The organism is Mycobacterium sp., from assembly GCF_049683935.1.
GTDB lineage: Bacteria > Actinomycetota > Actinomycetes > Mycobacteriales > Mycobacteriaceae > Mycobacterium.
Window position 1 is genome coordinate 19,538 of sequence record NZ_JBAUJR010000285.1, and the last position, 16,176, is coordinate 35,713.

A 16,176-nucleotide genomic window follows, 5' to 3' on the forward strand; every position below is an offset into this window, starting at 1 on the left:
TACCCCCAGGGGTATTAGTATTCCTGCTTGCATTTACCCCCAGGGGTATGCGTATCATGAAGTTGTTCGATACCCCCCGTGGTATCGGCAGACCCGCTGGAACACCGCCCCGAAAGGACCTCGACATGGCCGCACCTGCCACCATCGATTCGCAGAACCTCAGCGAGCTACTCGATTCCGCCGCACCGCCACGGGTGCTCGACGTCCGGACCCCCGGCGAGTTCGAGACCGCACACATCGCCGGCGCCTACAACGTGCCGCTGGACCTGCTGCGGGAACACCGCGACGAGATCATCAAGCATCTCGACGAAGACGTCGTCCTGGTCTGCCGCTCGGGCCAACGCGCCGGCCAGGCCGAGGAGACGCTGCGCCACGCCGGATTGACCAATGTGCATATCCTCGACGGCGGCATCACCGCCTGGGAATCCCGCGGGTTCGCGGTCAACCGCGGCCCGCAACGCTGGGATCTCGAACGTCAGGTCCGGCTGGTCGCCGGGTCGATCGTGCTCAGCGCCATCCTGGGCAGTGTCGCCGCGCCGAAGCTCAAATGGGTTGCCGGGGCGATCGGCGGCGGACTGACCTTCGCGGCGCTGTCCAACACCTGCGCGATGGGCATGATGCTGTCGAAGTTGCCGTACAACCGCGGCGCCGCCTGCGACGCCGACACGATCGTCTCCCAACTCGTCGGCAGCACGACCGCCCCGGGTAAAGCGAGCTGATCGACATGATCGCGCTCACCATCGGCCTTGCCGTATTCGTCGGCGTTGCACTCGGATTGCTCGGCGGCGGAGGGTCGATCCTGACCGTCCCACTGTTGGCCTATGTCGCAGGCATGGACGCGAAACAGGCCATCGCCACCTCGCTGCTGGTCGTCGGCGTCACCAGCGCGATCGGCGCGATCTCGCACGCGCGGGCCGGTCGTGTCCAGTGGCGCACCGGCCTGATCTTCGGCGGTGCGGGCATGGCCGGCGCCTTCGGCGGCGGTCTACTGGCCCGATTCATTCCGGGCACCGTCCTGCTCATCGGTTTCGCCGTGATGATGGTCGCGACGGCCGTCGCGATGCTCCGCGGGCGGAAGAACGTCGAGGTCACCGACGGATCGCACCGCTTGCCGGTCCCCAAGATCGTCGCAGAGGGACTCATCGTCGGCCTGGTGACCGGACTGGTCGGCGCCGGCGGTGGATTCCTGGTCGTGCCCGCTCTCGCGCTGCTCGGCGGGCTGCCGATGCCGATCGCAGTCGGCACCTCGCTCATCGTCATCGCCATGAAGTCCTTCGCCGGTCTGGGCGGGTACCTGTCGAGCGTCCAGATCAACTGGACGGTCGCGCTGGCGGTGACCGCCGCCGCCGTGGTCGGCGCTCTGGTCGGATCCCGACTGACCGCGAAGGTCGACCCCGATGCCCTGCGGAAGACCTTCGGCTGGTTTGTGTTGGCCATGTCTTCGGTGATCCTGGCCCAGGAGATCCACCCCAGCGTCGGACTCGGCGCCGCCGCACTCACGGTGTTCGCCGCCGCGATGACGTTCGTGTGCACCCGCTTCGCCCACTGCCCGCTGCGCCGCCTCACCGGCGCGCACACCTCTGGAACGGCCGCCGCATGAGGACCACCGAGAATACCCCCATGGGTACCATGGTCGTACAGTCGATGAGAGGAGACACACCCATGGTCGGAGACGAGGACGCAATCGCTGCGGTGCTCAACAGGCTTCGCAGGGCCCAGGGCCAGCTGGCCGGAGTGATCTCGATGATCGAACAGGGCCGCGAGTGCAAGGACGTCGTCACGCAGCTGGCTGCGGTGTCGCGCGCGCTGGACCGGGCCGGGTTCAAGATCGTCGCGACCGGTATGCGGGAATGCCTGACCGGCGAGTCCCACGATGGCAAGCAACCGATGTCCGAAGCCGAGCTGGAGAAATTGTTCATGGCACTTGCCTGATCAGACAACCAGGAGGAGAACATGAGTTACGCATTGTCCACGACACTGCACACCACCTTCGAAGATGCGGTTGAGCGCACACGCAAAGCGTTGGCGGATCAAGGTTTTGGCGTACTTACCGAAATCGACATGAAGGCCACACTGAAGGCCAAGCTCGGCGAGGACATCGAGGACTACCTGATCCTCGGCGCCTGCAATCCGCCGCTGGCCCACCGCGCGGTGAACGCCGACCGTCAGATCGGCCTGCTGCTGCCCTGCAACGTCGCCGTACGCGCCGACACCACCGCCGGTGGCGACGCGGTGATCGTCGACGCGATGGATCCGCAGGTGATGGTCCAGCTCTCCGATGAGCCCGGGGTCCGTGAGGTCGCCGACGAAGCCGCAACCAAGCTGCGGGCGGCGCTCGACTCGCTGGGGGGCGACAGCCGATGACAGTGCCGAACCAGAGGAGCGACATCGGCGTGGCCATCATCGAGACGAGCGGTCTCGGTGATCGCAGCTATCTGATCAGTGCCCACGGGATCGCCGTTGTGATCGACCCGCAACGCGACATCGACCGCGTGGTCGACGTCGCCCGCGACCGGGGGGTGAAGATCACCCACGTGCTGGAGACACACATCCACAACGACTATGTGACCGGCGGCCTCGAGCTCTCCCGCAGCACCGACGCCGAGTACGTGGTTCCCGCCGGCGACGAGGTGGGCTACCGACGACGTCCCGTCGTCGACGGCGACGTCATCGATGCCGGCCCAGTTCGACTGCAGGTCATGCACACCCCCGGTCACACCCACAATCACGTCAGCTACGTCCTTCGCGACGCCGGCGACAACGTGGTCGGCGTGTTCACCGGCGGATCGATGTTGCATGGGACGACCGGGCGCACCGACCTACTCGGCACCGAGCACACCGAGGCGCTCACGCATGCACAGTTCCACTCGGTGCGCCGACTCGCCGCCGAACTGCCCGATGACACCCAGGTCTATCCGACACACGGGTTCGGCAGCTTCTGCTCGGCGACCCCCGCCAGCGGCGACTCGTCGACCATTGCCGAACAGCGCCGGGACAATCCCGCCCTGACCCAGGACGAGCAGAGCTACGTCGACGAGTTGATCGCCGGGCTGTCGGCCTACCCCGCGTACTACGCGCACATGGGCGTCATCAACTCCGAGGGACCCGACCCGGTTGATCTGTCACTGCCGGAACCGGTCGATCCCGACGAGCTGCGGCGGCGGATCGACGCCGGCGAGTGGGTGGTGGACCTGCGTCACCGTACCGCGTTTGCGGCCGGACACCTCGGCGGCACCTTCGCTTTCGAGTTGTCGGAGACCTTTGTCACCTACCTCGGCTGGCTCTACTCCTGGGGTTCGCCGCTGACCCTCATCGGCGCGGATGTCGACCAGATCGCCGATGCGCGGCGAGAACTCGTGCGCATCGGTGTCGACAAGGTGACGGGATCCGCTGTCGGGGAGATCCACACGCTCGCGGCCGGACGGCGGCTGCGGTCCTATCGTGTCGCGAACTTCGCTGAGTTGGCCGAGGCACTCGACGTCGGCCGACCTGCTGTGCTCGACGTCCGTCAGAGCGGCGAGTTCGAGGACGGCCACATCCCGGGCGCGCTCAACATTCCGCTGCACGAGGTCGGGGAGCGCATCGACGAAGTCCCCGACGGCGAGGTGTGGGTGCACTGCGCCTCCGGCTACCGCTCCGCCATCGCCGCCTCGATGATCGACCGCTCCGACCGCACTGTGGTCCTCGTCGACGATACCTTCGAGCAGGCCGAGAAGCTGGGTCTCGTGAGCTAACCCAGAATCACGGAGTACATCAGCACGACGACGATCGCGGTGGCGAAAGCGATTGTGACACCACCGATCAGCAGGACCTCGGTGCGCGGGGCGGACATCACCGTTCGTCCCGCGACCACCGGGCTGTCCCTGATGTGGTGCGATCGTCGGTAACCCAGCGCGAGGATGAGCAACGCCAGCAGCGTCGCGGTCAGCGCAAGTACCGTCCGGCCAGGTCCGAGAGGTCCGTGCTCCCGCAGCAGCACCAGGGCGCCGCCGACCAAGAACCCGAATGCGGTTCTCTCCCAGGACAACAGGGTGCGTTCGGGTTGAAGACCTGGCTTCCACGGCTCACGGCGGGACACCTCACCGCCCACCCGGTGGCCAGACGACCAATATCACGAGAACCACGACGGTGATGGCGAAGATCGAACCGCCCAGGAGCAGCGGCACATACGTGGTCGGCAGGTCCTCTTCACGCCGCATCGCGTTCTGCACGCGCTGCCAACGTCGCACCGCCAGCGCCGCCAACAGTCCGCCCCCGGCAGTCAGCACGACGCTGAGGCCGTGCCGCACGCCGGGTATCCCGAAGGACGGGACGAACTGCACCACGGCGATACCGCCGGCGATCAGCGCCAGCGCGGTGCGGATCCACGCCAGGAAGGTCCGCTCGTTCGCCAGCGTGAAGCGGTAGTCGGGTTCCTGTTCATCTCGGGATGCGGCCGATTCATCGTCGTCGCGAAGATTCACCCGACCTCCTTCCCCGGTGTGTTCATCGGTGGACCACCGTAGATCGCCATAGTGCCATCCACGATCCGCGGTCGCCCCGAGTTGAGGACCAACGCCCCTATTGGTGTCGACGGCCGCTGCCTAACGTCTGCGATATGACCCAAAAAAGCGGGATCGTCGTCGCTGTGGACGGTTCACCCTCATCAAACGCGGCGGTCCTGTGGGCTGCCCACGACGCTGACATGCACAGCATGCCTCTCAAGGTGGTGCACGTCGTCGCCCCACTGACCTATGTCGCGCAGGGGTGGTCGCCGTTCCCGGCTGCGGTCTACTCCCAGATGCAGGAAGAGCAGGCCGGGCAGATCCTCGAACAGGCCCACAAGATCGCCGTCGATGCCGTGGCACCTGGTCGAGCCTCGTCGGTGACGACCGAGGTGGTGCACAAGCCGACCATCCCGGCACTTGTCGACCTGTCCAGGTCCGCGGCGATGGTCGTGGTGGGCCGCCGCGGCGATGACGGGGTTGCCGGCACGCTCCTCGGCTCGGTCAGCGCCGGTCTGGTTCACCATGCGCATTGCCCGATCGCGGTGATCCACGATGCCGATCCCACCCCCCTGGCATCGGCGCCGGTGGTGGTGGGCATCGACGGCTCACCCACCTCGGAACTGGCCACCGAGATCGCCTTCGACGAAGCATCCCGGCGCGGAGTGGACCTGGTCGCGGTGCACGCGTGGACCGATATGGGGCCCCTCGGCTTTCCACCGACGGACTTCGCGCCGATCGAGTGGCGCAATGTCGAGGAGCAGGAGCAGGAGGTCCTCTCCGAACGGCTCGGCGGATGGCACGACCGGTACCCCGATGTCACCGTCCACAAGGTCGTGGTCAGCGACCGGCCGGCGCCGCGCCTGCTCGAAGCGGCCGAGAACGCTCAGCTCGTCGTCGTGGGCAGCCACGGTCGCGGCGGCTTCACAGGCATGCTGTTGGGCTCGGTGGCGCGGGCCGTGGTGCACTCGGCGCAGATACCGGTGATCGTGGCCCGCAACTCCGAGGACCATTGACGCCGAGGAACATTCACGATATCGACGGTCGAGGAGGTCGGCGATGACGCTCCGCCTGATCATGGGTTACGACGGCTCACCGGAAGCGGGGTCCGCGATCGAAGCAGGGGGGCTGCTGTTCCCGGGGGCGCGCGCCCTGGTCACCTATCTGTGGGTACCGCCGTTCGCCAGTGACAAAGTCCGCCGACGGTTACGCGCCCGTGCCCGGGATCTCGACGACCTGGTCGCGATGATCGAGCAGGAGGGTGAGCACGAGGCCCAGAGGGTGGTGGCCATGGGCGTGACGTTGGCCGGCGCCGCCGGGTGGGACGCACAGCCGCTGCTGAAACGGACCTGGGGTGGGGAGGGCTGGCGGATCGCCCAGGCCGCCGAGGAGGTGGATGCCGACCTCGTCGTGGTCGGTTCCCGTGGCCTCGGTGGCACCCAAGCGGTGTTGGGCAGCGTGTCTGACCTGGTGGTGCACTACAGCGCACGCCCGATGGTCGTCGTCCCCCATCCGATGCTGGCTGCGGAGCACGCCGCCCTCTCGGACGGGCCGCTGGTGGTCGGATGGGATGGCTCGCCCGGCGCAGAGGCAGCGTTCACGGCGGCCGCGCGACTGTTCCCGGAGCGCGACGTGTTGCTGGTCTCCGTCGACACCGACACCGCCACCGACCCGCCGCCCGTGGAAGCCGACGTCCTGGGCGGCCGGAAGGTCACCCGTCTGCGGGTCGAACGGGGTCGCGGATTGCGGGCGCATGCCGTCGCGGACGCGCTGATCGTCTGTGCCGCCGACCGGGAAGCGGCGGTGATTGTCGTGGGATCACGGGGGCGCTCGATGGCACGGGAGGTCATGCTGGGCAGCGTTGCGATGGCCACACTGCACAAGGCCGAGCGGCCGGTCATGGTGGTCCCGGGCACGTGGGAAGCGCTTTAGGACTGGCGACTTCGACGAAGCGCCCGCTATTGCTGCTCGGCCACCATGCCGCGATGAAAGACCCGATCACCGACGACGCCGTCATGATCGGCGCGGTGCAGCACACAGCGGTTGTCCCACATGACGACGTCGCCCGGGGCCCAGGCGTGGCGCAGGACGTTGTCGTGATGAGTGCAGTGTTCGAACAGTCGGGCAATGGTGACGCCGGCCTGCTCCGCGGACATGCCGCTCACCTGTGCACAACGGCCGGGCGCGGAGAGGTAGAGATATGTGCGCCGCGAGATGGGGTGCACGCGGACAATCGGATGCACCGCCGACGTCTCGTCGTCTGCTCCCAGTTCCAGGCCGGTGACCACGTGGGTGATGTGACGGTCCGCGATGTCGTCACGAAGGTCAGCCGGCAACGTCTCGTACGCGGTGTACTGGTTGGTGAACAAGGTGTGTCCGCCGCGGGCGGGGACACGGACGGCCCGTAATGCGGTGTAGGTCGGTGGTTTCCGCACATAGCTGGTGTCGGTGTGGAACGTCGATCGCGGCGGCGCGGTCCGCCCGACGTTGCTGACGACGTTGAGGTCGGGAAATCCGGGGACCGGCGTCTCGCCGACGGTGAACATCGTCGGCCCGAAGCTGCGGAGGAACTCCAGGAACCGCCGGTCGTCGATGTCCTGTGACGGCATCACGACGACGCCGTGATCGGCCAGCAATCGCCGCAGGTCGGCCACCGTGTGTTCGTCGAGCGCCCCGACCCGGAAACCGTTGACGCGGGCGCCCGTTGGAGTCATCGTGGTGACGTCAGGCATGGCGTCTCCCGTCCCAGTTCGGCCAGGACCTGTTCAAAGAGGTCGGCGACGCCCATCCCGGTCGCGGCGGCCATCACGGCGATGACACTGCTCGGCGCGAAGGAGCAGTACAGTCCCGCCTCCAGGAACCAGGGGCGGCCGTCGGGGTCGATGCGGAAGTCGAACAGACTGTAGTGCCGGCAGCCGAGCGCGATGTGACACTGCCGGGCCGCCGCCCACACCCGCTGGGTGAGGGCTTCGTCGTCGACGACGATCCACGCCCTGGATTCGTCCTTGGCAACCAGATACAGCTCACCGTCGCCGTGGCGGGCCAACTTGTCGTCGCGGCCGCGGATCGGTTTGGTGGCCGAATCCACCGCGTACTCCTCCAGCGGCAGGCACACCATCTCGCCGTCGCGGACCACGATGCCGCAGCGCACTTCTCGACCCAGCTCCACGTAGGATTCGACGAGGGCGGCGCCGCTGTGCGCAGCGGCCGCGTCGAAGGCGGCCTTGTACTGCCCCGGTTCCCGGACCAGCGACACTCCGACGGAGTTGTCGGCGGCGACCGGTTTCACCACGACCGGCAGCGGCAGCGGCAGGTCGTCGCCAGGGTGCACCACCACTCCGGCGGGTACCGCCACGCCGGCGGCGGCCACCACCGCTCTGGTTTTCGCCTTGTCGGCCGCCAGCGCCATCACGTCCGGCGGATTGCCCAGATGCCGGATACCGAGGACGTCGAACAGCGCACGGTAGGTTGTCATTCCGGGCAGGCAGAACATCTGCGGCACCACAGCGTCGATGCCGAGCACCCCCAGATGGGTGATCGCCTCCGACACCGTCATTCGGACCGCTGCCGACAGTGACTCGGCGCGAAGATCGGCGGGGAACCGCCACATACCGTCCGGCGAGACGTAGGCGACATGCATGGTGTGTGCGGTGCGCGCGGACAGCGCGTCGAAACACGCGCCCGCGTACAGTCGCGACAGTTCGGCGTGGAAGTCGTCCACCGGAGATCCGACCAGATGCAGAATAGAGGCCATCTAGTCCCCGCCTTCTTCGACGAGCTTGCCGATGTTGAAGTCGATCTTGGTCCACCCACGGCGTCTGCGTAGATTGCCCAGCAGCAGCACCGGGATCTGGACATGGTGAAACACAAAGTAGGGCAATGGATCCCACCAGGTGAAGATCGCATCCTTTCCTCGCAGCATGGTTGCCAGCCTGTGGCGGCGGCGCCCCGGTTGGGTCAGCAGCCGCCAGAATTCCTGGTAGATCCAGTATGTCGGGCGGGCACCGGGTCGCGGCGTGACCATCGGGTGGCCGTCATCGAGGTAGCCCGCCGCCACCTGCCGGTGGTCGTCGAACATGGTGATCGCCGAATGGGTGCGTGGGTTGCACTCGATGGCGTAGACGTGGCCGTCGGCGGCTTCGATGAAGTCCAAGGAGACCTGTCCGGTGACGCCCAACTCGCCGACGAACTGCTCTACCCAGGAGAGTATTTCGGGTTTGTCCACCATCGCGTAGTTCAGTTGCGAGGCCGAGGATTCACAACATCCGTACACCTGCAGCCTGCCGCGCCTGACGGTCCCGTGGGTGCAGTACTCCTGGCCCTCGATATACTCCTGCAGAATCCACGGGTCGCTGTCCGAGATGGGCAGCGCGCGGGCGAATTCGGCGTTCTTCGTCGGAGTCTCGGCGGACAGCCTCGTCAGGTCCAGGCGCCCCACCGGGTTGTACGCGATCCGCTTCAGGATGTAGCTGCGTCCGTCGGGGAAGTCGAAGTCCGCCACCTGCTGCGGGTCGGTGATCCGCCGCCAGTCGGGCACCCGCAGGCCGAGGGCGGCAGCAGCTTTCGAGAACGCAGCCTTGTCATCCATCATGCGGACCGTCTCTTCGTCGGCGTGCACCACCTCGCAGACGCCGTCGAGCAGTTGTCGGGCGCGGGCATCGTGCAGGCTCGCCGCCGGACTCGAGACCGGGACGAACACGTCGACGCGCTCGCGCCGGACGATGTCGAGCAGCGCGTCGGCGTATCCGCTCGCGGTGGGCTCCGGCACGCAGTGGAACGCGTCCACCGCCCGGGAGAAACGGTGACCGGTGAGGCGGTATTTCGCGGATTCGACCAAGACCACCCGGTGCCCGGCAACGTGAAAGGCCCTCGCCAACTGCAGCGCCTTGGTCATCTTGCCGCCACTGATCAGCACGGTCCGCCCGGCGCCCGCAGTCCCGGCCGGATCCGCAGTCGCGGCCGGGTCCGGCGCTCGCCGAAGAAACGCGAACCCTACCAGCGCGAGGTCGATCGGCAGGGTGACGAGCAGACCCAGCAGCGTTGCCATGGTCTTTCCCGCGTCGCTGCTGTGGGGGTGTTGCACATTCGCGGCGGAGTTGGAAACTGCCACGGGCGCAACGGCGGTCATATCGCTCGATCCGGTGCCCGCCGGATCAGGGTGACACCGTCGCGTAAGGGCAGCAGCACCTGCTCGACGCGTGGGTCGTAGGTGAGCGCGGCGTTGAACGTCGAGATCGCGGCCCCGTTCTCCGTGTGTGTGCCATCCTGTTTGTAGGGTTCGCCCTGCATCAGGGTGTTGTCGACCGCGATCACCGCGCTCGGTGTGAGCAACGTGCTCTCGATCAGGAATTCGACGTAGTCCAGGTAGCCGGCCTTGTCCGCGTCGATGAACACGAAGTCGAACGCCGCCGCGCCGGCGTTCTCCATGCGCCGCAGTGTGTCCAGCGCCGGCGCCAGTTCGATGGTGATCTTGTGGCCCACCGGGGATGCATCGAAGCACTCCCGCGCATAGCGGGCAGCACCGGGATCGACCTCGCATGCCACGACAGTGCCGTCATCCGGCAGCGCCTCGGCCATCGCCAGCGCCGAGTAGCCGGTGAACATCCCGATCTCGAGCACCCTGTGGGCACCGGCGAGATGCACCAGGAACTTCAGCAGTTGACCTTCGACATGTCCCGACAACATCTCCTGCTCCAGTTGGCCCCCGGAAGGCTCTGCATCCCAGTTGATCTCACGTGTTCGGCGTGCGAGATCGGCCAGCGCAGCGGATTCCGGCGTTGTGCACTGGGCGAGGTAGGGATCGAGGCCGGCAGCGAGGTCGCGTGCCCGGTAGAGCCGGTCTCGCACGGAGGGGTCGACGTCGGCTGCGTCCAGCAACCGGCACACCTCGGCCAACTCCTCGGCGAGAATGGTCGACGGTGTCACCGGCCTCGGTCCTCGAGGTGCCTGGAGTACCGCCGGACTATTCATGGGTGCCCTCGGGCGTGGTTGCGGTGAACATGTCGACCCCGTCGCCGCGGCGCGGATAGTCCGAGCAGACCTTCCTGTGCAGCACAAGGGTGTCCGCGAGTTCATCGGTGGTCACGTCGTTGAGGAAGATGCACTGCCCGATCGGTGCCGGAATCGCCGCACGGAGCAGACCATCGCGGGTCTTGAGGATCGACGACGTCGCCGCGGTGAGCAGTTCGGGCGTCAGGTGGGGGCTGTCGAGCGCCAAGCCGAGGTCGCTCATCACACCGAGAACCCGGTCACGATCCCCGACGGAGAGGTGACCGCGTTGCTCGGCGAGCGTCGTGGACAGCGCCATGTCGATGTTGATCGCGTGGCCGTGGAAGAACGGCTCCGGCGGCGTGAGCTCGAGTGTCGGACTCCAGGTGTGACCGAACGCGATCACCCGATCCAGATCGATCTCGTGCAGGTTCGGCGCCTCCAGGTCGAGCATGGTGGCGATGGCTGCATACGTGAGCCGGTCCCCCACCGCCCGGAGTTCGGGAGTGCCGTCCAGATGGCCGAAGCGGGTGCGCAGCAGATCGGCGCCATGCTCTTCGAGCATCTCGAAGATCGTGTTGTTGCCGACAACGGAGATCTTGATCAGCTCTGCCATTCCATTGCGCACCTGATCCTCTGGCAGCGTCTTGAGGAACGAGAAGTCCAGGAGCACCTTCTGCGACGCGTGATAGGCACCGAGTCGGTTCTTGTGCTTGCCGTAGTTGACGGCCACCTTGATGGACACACTGGCGTCGATCAGGCCGATCAGCGTCGTCGGAATCCTGATGTAAGGCGTGTTGCGGCGGTAGCTGGCACAGGCGAATCCGGCGACATCGGTGGTGAGGCCACCGCCCACCACCAGCACCGGTTCGGTGCGGACCAGACCGTAGGCGTCGAACTCGCCGACGATCCGTTCGAAGGTCTCCAGCGACTTCGCGGTTTCCCGGATCTGCACCGGGAGCACCGTCAGCTCGATCTCGTGGTGGTCGAAGTAGGCCCGGGCGGCGTCACCGTAGAGGTCGTTGACAACCTCGTCGATGACCATCAGCGTCCGGCCGTAGGGACGGTAGGTGTCCGCCAGCTCCGAGTTGTCGAGAGCGAAGACCCCGTCGACGTAGACGAGGTCGTACTCGATCTTCTCGTAGCCTTCGACGTGGAACGCCCGGTCGCCGGCTGACACCTGCGCCTGAAGATTGCTCATGGTGATGTCCTCAATGTCATCGAAGTGGTGTGGCTGCCGGCTCAGGCCCTGCTGAGGCCGAGGACCTGTCCCGCCTCGAGGTGGTCGACTGTTTCGGCGGCGGCACTGAAGTCGCCCCCGGTGGTGTTCTCGTTCGGGAATGCGATGCACGTGACGCCTGCCGCGACCGCCGCCGCGACCCCGCCGACGTTGTCCTCGATGGCCACGGCGGTCCGCGCGTCCTCACCCAACTGCTCGAGCGCAAACGTGTACGCCGCAGCATCGGGCTTCGGCTTCTTGACGGAGTCACGGTTGACGATGAGGTCGAACATCTCCGCACTGATGTGGGGCTTCAGCGCGGCGAGGAGCGCGTCGATGTTTCCCTGCGACGTCGTGGTGACGAAGCCGACCTTGCGACGGTCACGCTTGGCCTCCTGGACGGTTTCGACGACTCCTGGTCGCACTGTCAACGGTTCGGCACCGAGCAGTGCCTGGAAGATCTGCGACTTGGTGGCGTGCACGACCGGCGCATCGACCTCGTCCCCGCGGGCCTCGGCGTAGTCGGCGATCCGTTGGGCCCCGCCATTGGAGTCGAGCATGGACAGGTAGTCGTCGCGTGACCAGTTCCAGTCGAGGCCGTGTGCCTCGAACGCTTCGTTGAAGGCTCTGCGCTGCAGCTCGGACGTGTCGGCGAGGGTGCTGATGGAGCCGAAGAAGATGGCGGACATGGGGTTCCTTTGCGGGGTTCGGTCGGGGATTCACCGTGGTCACAGCGCGTCGCTGCGCACGCGACCGCTGAATCCCCCGTACACTACTGTTCTAAACGTTCAGTAGTGATTCGATCGTCTGGTACCGAGTAATTAGTTCATCAGTTAATTTCTCTCGGGCGGGCTCCAACAGCGGAAGACCACGGCGACGAGGTGAAGTACACAGATGGCGGCCGACACCGGTGAGGACGCTCGGGTCGCGCGCACCCGCGCCGACGTCGCGCGGGCCGCTCTCGACGTTCTTGTCAACGAGGGCTCCGACGCGGTGACGCACGCCCGCGTCGCCGAGGTGGCCGGCTACTCGAAGACGACGTTGTACAGCCACTGGCCCGCCCGGTTCGACCTCATCGTGCTGGCCCTGGACGGCATCGGCGATATGCCCCATCATCCGCCGACCGGCGAGTTGCGAGCCGACCTCATCGGCGAGTTGCAGGTGTTCCGTCAGGTTGTCATCGACATGCGACTTGACCGCCTTCTCGCGGGGATGGCGCAGTGGGCATCGGTCGACGAGATCGGTCAGCTCAGAGACAAGATCAACACCGGCGGTCAGCGACCGCTGAGGACGATGCTCGAAGGATCCTTCAGCGGTAGCGGACTGGAAGCGGCGGTGTCGATGCTGTCCGGAGTCGTCGCGTGCCCGTCGCTGATGTTCGGCACGCTCCCCGATGACGACACCATCGCGTCAGCGGTCGACATCGTCCTTGCCAGTACGGTCACCGCCGAGCGCCCCGCTGACCGTTTGAGTTGACCAAAACGGCCAAAGCCACAGGTGCTGCCCAGCATCGGTCTACCGTTCAATCACGGGGTGGCCGAAGGAGTTTGCGATGACAACCATCGAAGACAGGCTGGAGACATTCCTCGGCAGGGCGGTGGGTGATCTGGGTGCCGCCGCGAGTGCGGTCCTGGTGTCGATCGGAGACGAGCTCGGGTTGTATGCGGAGCTTGCGAAGCAGCCCTGTTCGGTCGAGGAACTGGCCCGCCGGACCGATACGAACGAACGCTACCTGCGCGAGTGGCTCGCCAACCAGGCGGCGAGCGGCTATGTCGACTACGACGAGCCCACCGACAAGTACCACCTGAACGAGGAACAAGCGATATGTCTGGCAGACCCCGAGGGCCCGGTCGATCTTCCGGGCGCGTACCAGATCATCCGTGACCTCTTTGCGGTTCGCGATCGCGCGGTGGAGAACTTCCGCAGTGGCGAGGGCATGGAGTGGGGGGAACACCATCCATGTCTCTTCGAGGGCACAGAACGATTCTTCCGGGCCGGCTACCACGCCAATCTGCTGACGTCGTGGCTGCCCGCTCTGGATGGGGTGGTCGAGAAGCTGGCTGCAGGGGGCCGGGCCGCCGATGTCGGGTGTGGACACGGCGCGAGCACAATACTGATGGCGCAGGCGTTTCCGGATTCACAGTTCGTCGGGATCGATTACCACCGCCCGTCCATCGACACTGCCCGTGATCGCGCGGCGACATCGGGCGTGAACAACGTGACCTTCGAGGTTGCCGACGCAACCTCCTATGAGGGCAACGACTACGACCTCATCGCCTTCTTCGACTGCCTGCACGACATGGCGGATCCCGCCGGCGCCGCTCGCCATGCGAGAGCTGCGCTCAAGTCCGATGGCCACTGCCTGCTCGTCGAGCCGTTTGCCAACGACAACGTTGCCGACAACTTCAACCCGGTGGGACGACTCTTCTACGCCGCATCGTCTCTGATCTGCGTGCCGGTTTCCCTGGCGCGACGAGGTCCGGCGCTGGGTGCACAGGCCGGAGAGCGCCGGTTGAGAAGCGTCATGGTGGACGGTGGCGGTTTCACGCAGTTCCGCCGGGCGGCGCAGACACCGTTCAACCTGATCTTCGAAGCGCGACCATAGGTCAGCCCAACAGCAGCCGGGTGGCGCGCTTCACCACATCGGCGCGGCTGCTCCCCGGGTGTTCGGCTGCGATGCAGTGGTTTCCGATCGCCAGGGCAAACGCCAGCATCCCGCGCGCCTCCACCTCGGCGGGATCGGGGCAGTAGCCCGAGATCAGTTCGCGCAGGTAGTCCATCCGGTGGTTGTCGACCCGCCGAAGCCGTACGGCCACTGCGTCATCGCGGCGTGCCCAGTCGCGAACCGCGAGGTCGATGGGCAGCAGTGCGTCGGAGAACGTCAGCATTCCCGCGCGGGTGGCCTTCCGACGGGGATCACCACCTTCACGCTCGACTCGTTCGCGGACCTCCGCGGTACTCCTGCTCTCCCACGCGTCGAGCAACGCCTCCAGAAATGCCGGGCGGCTAGTGAACTGGTGATAGAAGCCCCCTCGTGTCACCCCGAGTGTCTGGGCGAGGACGTCGACGCGTACCGCATCGGGTCCACCGTCGGCGAGCGCGGCCAGACCGGCATCGATCCAATCGTCGCGGGTGGTTCGGGTGGCCGCGGGCATGGTCACTTTCTAGTTGACAGCGATCACAAATGATACATACAGTTGTGTATGCTTCAGATTGTGGGTCGCGCATGCACGGCGGCGATCGCGCCGTTGCGCCGGATCATCCACCCCCGGCTCGTGTACTCAGTTTCGCGGCGCCGGCACCAGCACACCCGACAGATCGACGTGCCGGCGACAACCACCACACGGAGCACCATGCCCCGCGTCGACTACGCCGACGCCTTTGTGCTGAGCACCCAGAAGCACCCCGACTGGACGGCGGAGACCTGGGCCAGGGCTGTGCTCGAGGGGGCACCGGCGGACACCCGGGCGGAGCTGACGGCGGGTTGGGCGGCGCTGGGTTTGCCCGCGACGAACTCATCAGCCTCGGTGCTGGGCTGGGCGATCCGTCACCGCACTTCGGAACGTGTTCTGCTGGGCAGAGTTTCGCGCATCGGGATGCCCGGCGAGTTGCTCTTCGAGCGGCGAGCCGATGGTCTGCTCTTCGCCACGTTTGTCTACCACCGCACTCCGGTGACCCGCGCGGTGTGGGCGGCGGTTCGACGCACGCACGTGCGCACGGTGCTCGACCTGCTGGACCGGACCGTGGACGACGGCCTCGCCGACGCGACGTTAAGTGCCGGTAACCAATAACATTGTGGAGTTTCGACTGAAAGTTCCTGCGGGTACACCCTCGCCGTCGGGCCGGGGGAGCAATGGCGCCGACCGCAGATAGTGATACGAGACAGGCGGTCCACATGAGCAGAATTGGTCGTTGGTTGGCAGGCGTCGCACCGATCGTGGTGGCAGTGGCGGGTATGCCCGTGCTCGCAGCCCCCGCGTACGCAGCACCGTGCCCCGATGTCGAGGTGGTCTTTGCGCGAGGCACGTTCGAACCCCCAGGTGTCGGGTCGACCGGACAGGCCTTCGTGGATTCGCTCCGCGCCAAGACCGAGGGGAAGTCGGTCGACGTCTACGCGGTGAACTACCCGGCCTCGCTCGACTTCGCCACCGCCGCGGACGGCGTCATCGACGCCAGCAATCGGATCGTGCAGATGACCACGGATTGCCCTGACACGCAGATCGTTCTCGGCGGATTCTCGCAGGGCGCGGCGGTCGCGGCCTACATCACCGAGGACGCCATTCCCGAGGGTTACACCCCGCCGCCCGGCATGACCGGGCCGATGCCCCCGTCGGTCGCCGAACACGTAGCCGCGGTAACGCTGTTCGGCAAGCCGTCGAGTGGCTTCCTGCAGATGCTCAACACCGGCGCGCCGCCCATCACTGTCGGCCCGGAGTACGCGGGAAAGACCCTCGACCTGTGCATCCCCGAAGACCCGGTCTGCTC

20 protein-coding genes are annotated in these 16,176 nt (G+C 66.4%); 11 read left to right on the plus strand and 9 right to left on the minus strand.

The genetic code is table 11. From position 1 onward, the window contains the following. The first annotated feature begins 125 nt into the window (after positions 1 to 125). The 5 genes from WA965_RS16660 to WA965_RS16680 all read left to right on the plus strand — a co-directional run bounded on the left by WA965_RS16660 (position 126) and on the right by WA965_RS16680 (position 3,734). A complete protein-coding gene (locus WA965_RS16660; protein WP_178358158.1) occupies positions 126 to 719 on the plus strand; it encodes a rhodanese-like domain-containing protein in 594 nt (197 codons plus the stop codon). A gap of 5 nt (positions 720 to 724) precedes the next feature. Continuing rightward, positions 725 to 1,600 (plus strand): sulfite exporter TauE/SafE family protein, encoded by an 876-nt coding sequence (locus WA965_RS16665; protein ID WP_526297057.1) that lies wholly within the window; start codon positions 725 to 727, stop codon positions 1,598 to 1,600. A gap of 62 nt (positions 1,601 to 1,662) precedes the next feature. Next, complete coding sequence (locus tag WA965_RS16670; RefSeq protein WP_526297055.1) at positions 1,663 to 1,932, plus strand: metal-sensitive transcriptional regulator; 270 nt, start codon at positions 1,663 to 1,665, stop codon at positions 1,930 to 1,932. Between the two features lie 21 nt (positions 1,933 to 1,953). Continuing rightward, positions 1,954 to 2,364 carry a DUF302 domain-containing protein gene (locus WA965_RS16675; protein WP_526297053.1) on the plus strand — a complete coding sequence of 137 codons (411 nt, stop codon included), beginning with the start codon at positions 1,954 to 1,956 and terminating at the stop codon, positions 2,362 to 2,364. Positions 2,365 to 2,387: 23 nt separating this feature from the next. Then, positions 2,388 to 3,734: an MBL fold metallo-hydrolase gene (locus WA965_RS16680; protein ID WP_526297091.1), complete on the plus strand. Its 1,347-nt coding sequence runs from the start codon at positions 2,388 to 2,390 to the stop codon at positions 3,732 to 3,734. On the opposite strand, the gene WA965_RS16685 is transcribed toward WA965_RS16680, so the two are convergent. Further along, positions 3,731 to 4,078 carry a DUF202 domain-containing protein gene (locus WA965_RS16685; protein WP_526297051.1) on the minus strand — a complete coding sequence of 116 codons (348 nt, stop codon included), beginning with the start codon at positions 4,076 to 4,078 and terminating at the stop codon, positions 3,731 to 3,733. The genes WA965_RS16680 and WA965_RS16685 overlap by 4 nt on opposite strands. A gap of 1 nt (position 4,079) precedes the next feature. Beyond that, on the minus strand, positions 4,080 to 4,463 hold the full coding sequence (locus tag WA965_RS16690; RefSeq protein ID WP_526447825.1) for a DUF202 domain-containing protein: 384 nt from the start codon (positions 4,461 to 4,463) through the stop codon (positions 4,080 to 4,082). A gap of 134 nt (positions 4,464 to 4,597) precedes the next feature. On the opposite strand from WA965_RS16690, the gene WA965_RS16695 reads away from it, so the two are divergent. Next, positions 4,598 to 5,500 carry a universal stress protein gene (locus WA965_RS16695; RefSeq protein ID WP_526297047.1) on the plus strand — a complete coding sequence of 301 codons (903 nt, stop codon included), beginning with the start codon at positions 4,598 to 4,600 and terminating at the stop codon, positions 5,498 to 5,500. Positions 5,501 to 5,543: 43 nt separating this feature from the next. After that, positions 5,544 to 6,416: a universal stress protein gene (locus WA965_RS16700; protein ID WP_526297045.1), complete on the plus strand. Its 873-nt coding sequence runs from the start codon at positions 5,544 to 5,546 to the stop codon at positions 6,414 to 6,416. Positions 6,417 to 6,442: 26 nt separating this feature from the next. Here the strand turns inward: WA965_RS16700 and WA965_RS16705 are convergent, their stop codons facing one another. The 6 genes from WA965_RS16705 to WA965_RS16730 are packed head-to-tail and all read right to left on the minus strand — an operon-like array spanning position 6,443 to position 12,380. Beyond that, complete coding sequence (locus WA965_RS16705; protein WP_526297043.1) at positions 6,443 to 7,216, minus strand: TauD/TfdA dioxygenase family protein; 774 nt, start codon at positions 7,214 to 7,216, stop codon at positions 6,443 to 6,445. Beyond that, complete coding sequence (locus WA965_RS16710; protein ID WP_526297041.1) at positions 7,195 to 8,238, minus strand: D-alanine--D-alanine ligase family protein; 1,044 nt, start codon at positions 8,236 to 8,238, stop codon at positions 7,195 to 7,197. The genes WA965_RS16705 and WA965_RS16710 overlap by 22 nt, the downstream gene beginning before the upstream one ends. Continuing rightward, the gene (locus tag WA965_RS16715) at positions 8,239 to 9,594 is read right to left on the minus strand and encodes an ATP-grasp enzyme (protein WP_526297039.1); all 1,356 of its coding nucleotides are present in this window, start codon (positions 9,592 to 9,594) and stop codon (positions 8,239 to 8,241) included. It lies immediately after the preceding gene. Positions 9,595 to 9,608: 14 nt separating this feature from the next. After that, the gene (locus tag WA965_RS16720; RefSeq protein WP_526297037.1) at positions 9,609 to 10,409 is read right to left on the minus strand and encodes an O-methyltransferase; all 801 of its coding nucleotides are present in this window, start codon (positions 10,407 to 10,409) and stop codon (positions 9,609 to 9,611) included. 37 nt (positions 10,410 to 10,446) lie between these two features. Continuing rightward, entirely contained in the window at positions 10,447 to 11,673 is a 1,227-nt protein-coding gene (locus WA965_RS16725; RefSeq protein WP_526297035.1) for a sedoheptulose 7-phosphate cyclase, read from the minus strand. A gap of 41 nt (positions 11,674 to 11,714) precedes the next feature. Then, on the minus strand, positions 11,715 to 12,380 hold the full coding sequence (locus WA965_RS16730; RefSeq protein ID WP_526297033.1) for an HAD-IA family hydrolase: 666 nt from the start codon (positions 12,378 to 12,380) through the stop codon (positions 11,715 to 11,717). 205 nt (positions 12,381 to 12,585) lie between these two features. On the opposite strand from WA965_RS16730, the gene WA965_RS16735 reads away from it, so the two are divergent. Further along, the gene (locus tag WA965_RS16735; RefSeq protein ID WP_526297031.1) at positions 12,586 to 13,167 is read left to right on the plus strand and encodes a TetR/AcrR family transcriptional regulator; all 582 of its coding nucleotides are present in this window, start codon (positions 12,586 to 12,588) and stop codon (positions 13,165 to 13,167) included. Positions 13,168 to 13,243: 76 nt separating this feature from the next. Next, entirely contained in the window at positions 13,244 to 14,296 is a 1,053-nt protein-coding gene (locus WA965_RS16740) for a class I SAM-dependent methyltransferase (protein WP_526297029.1), read from the plus strand. Between the two features lies 1 nt (position 14,297). Here WA965_RS16740 and WA965_RS16745 read toward each other — a convergent pair whose 3' ends face one another. Then, on the minus strand, positions 14,298 to 14,846 hold the full coding sequence (locus WA965_RS16745; RefSeq protein ID WP_526447827.1) for a TetR/AcrR family transcriptional regulator: 549 nt from the start codon (positions 14,844 to 14,846) through the stop codon (positions 14,298 to 14,300). A 60-nt stretch (positions 14,847 to 14,906) separates the two neighbouring features. Here WA965_RS16745 and WA965_RS16750 point away from each other — a divergent pair, with 60 nt between their 5' ends. Continuing rightward, entirely contained in the window at positions 14,907 to 15,482 is a 576-nt protein-coding gene (locus WA965_RS16750) for a hypothetical protein (RefSeq protein ID WP_526294459.1), read from the plus strand. A gap of 104 nt (positions 15,483 to 15,586) precedes the next feature. Continuing rightward, on the plus strand, positions 15,587 to 16,176 hold a 590-nt coding region (locus WA965_RS16755), incomplete at its 3' end, for a cutinase family protein (RefSeq protein WP_526447829.1).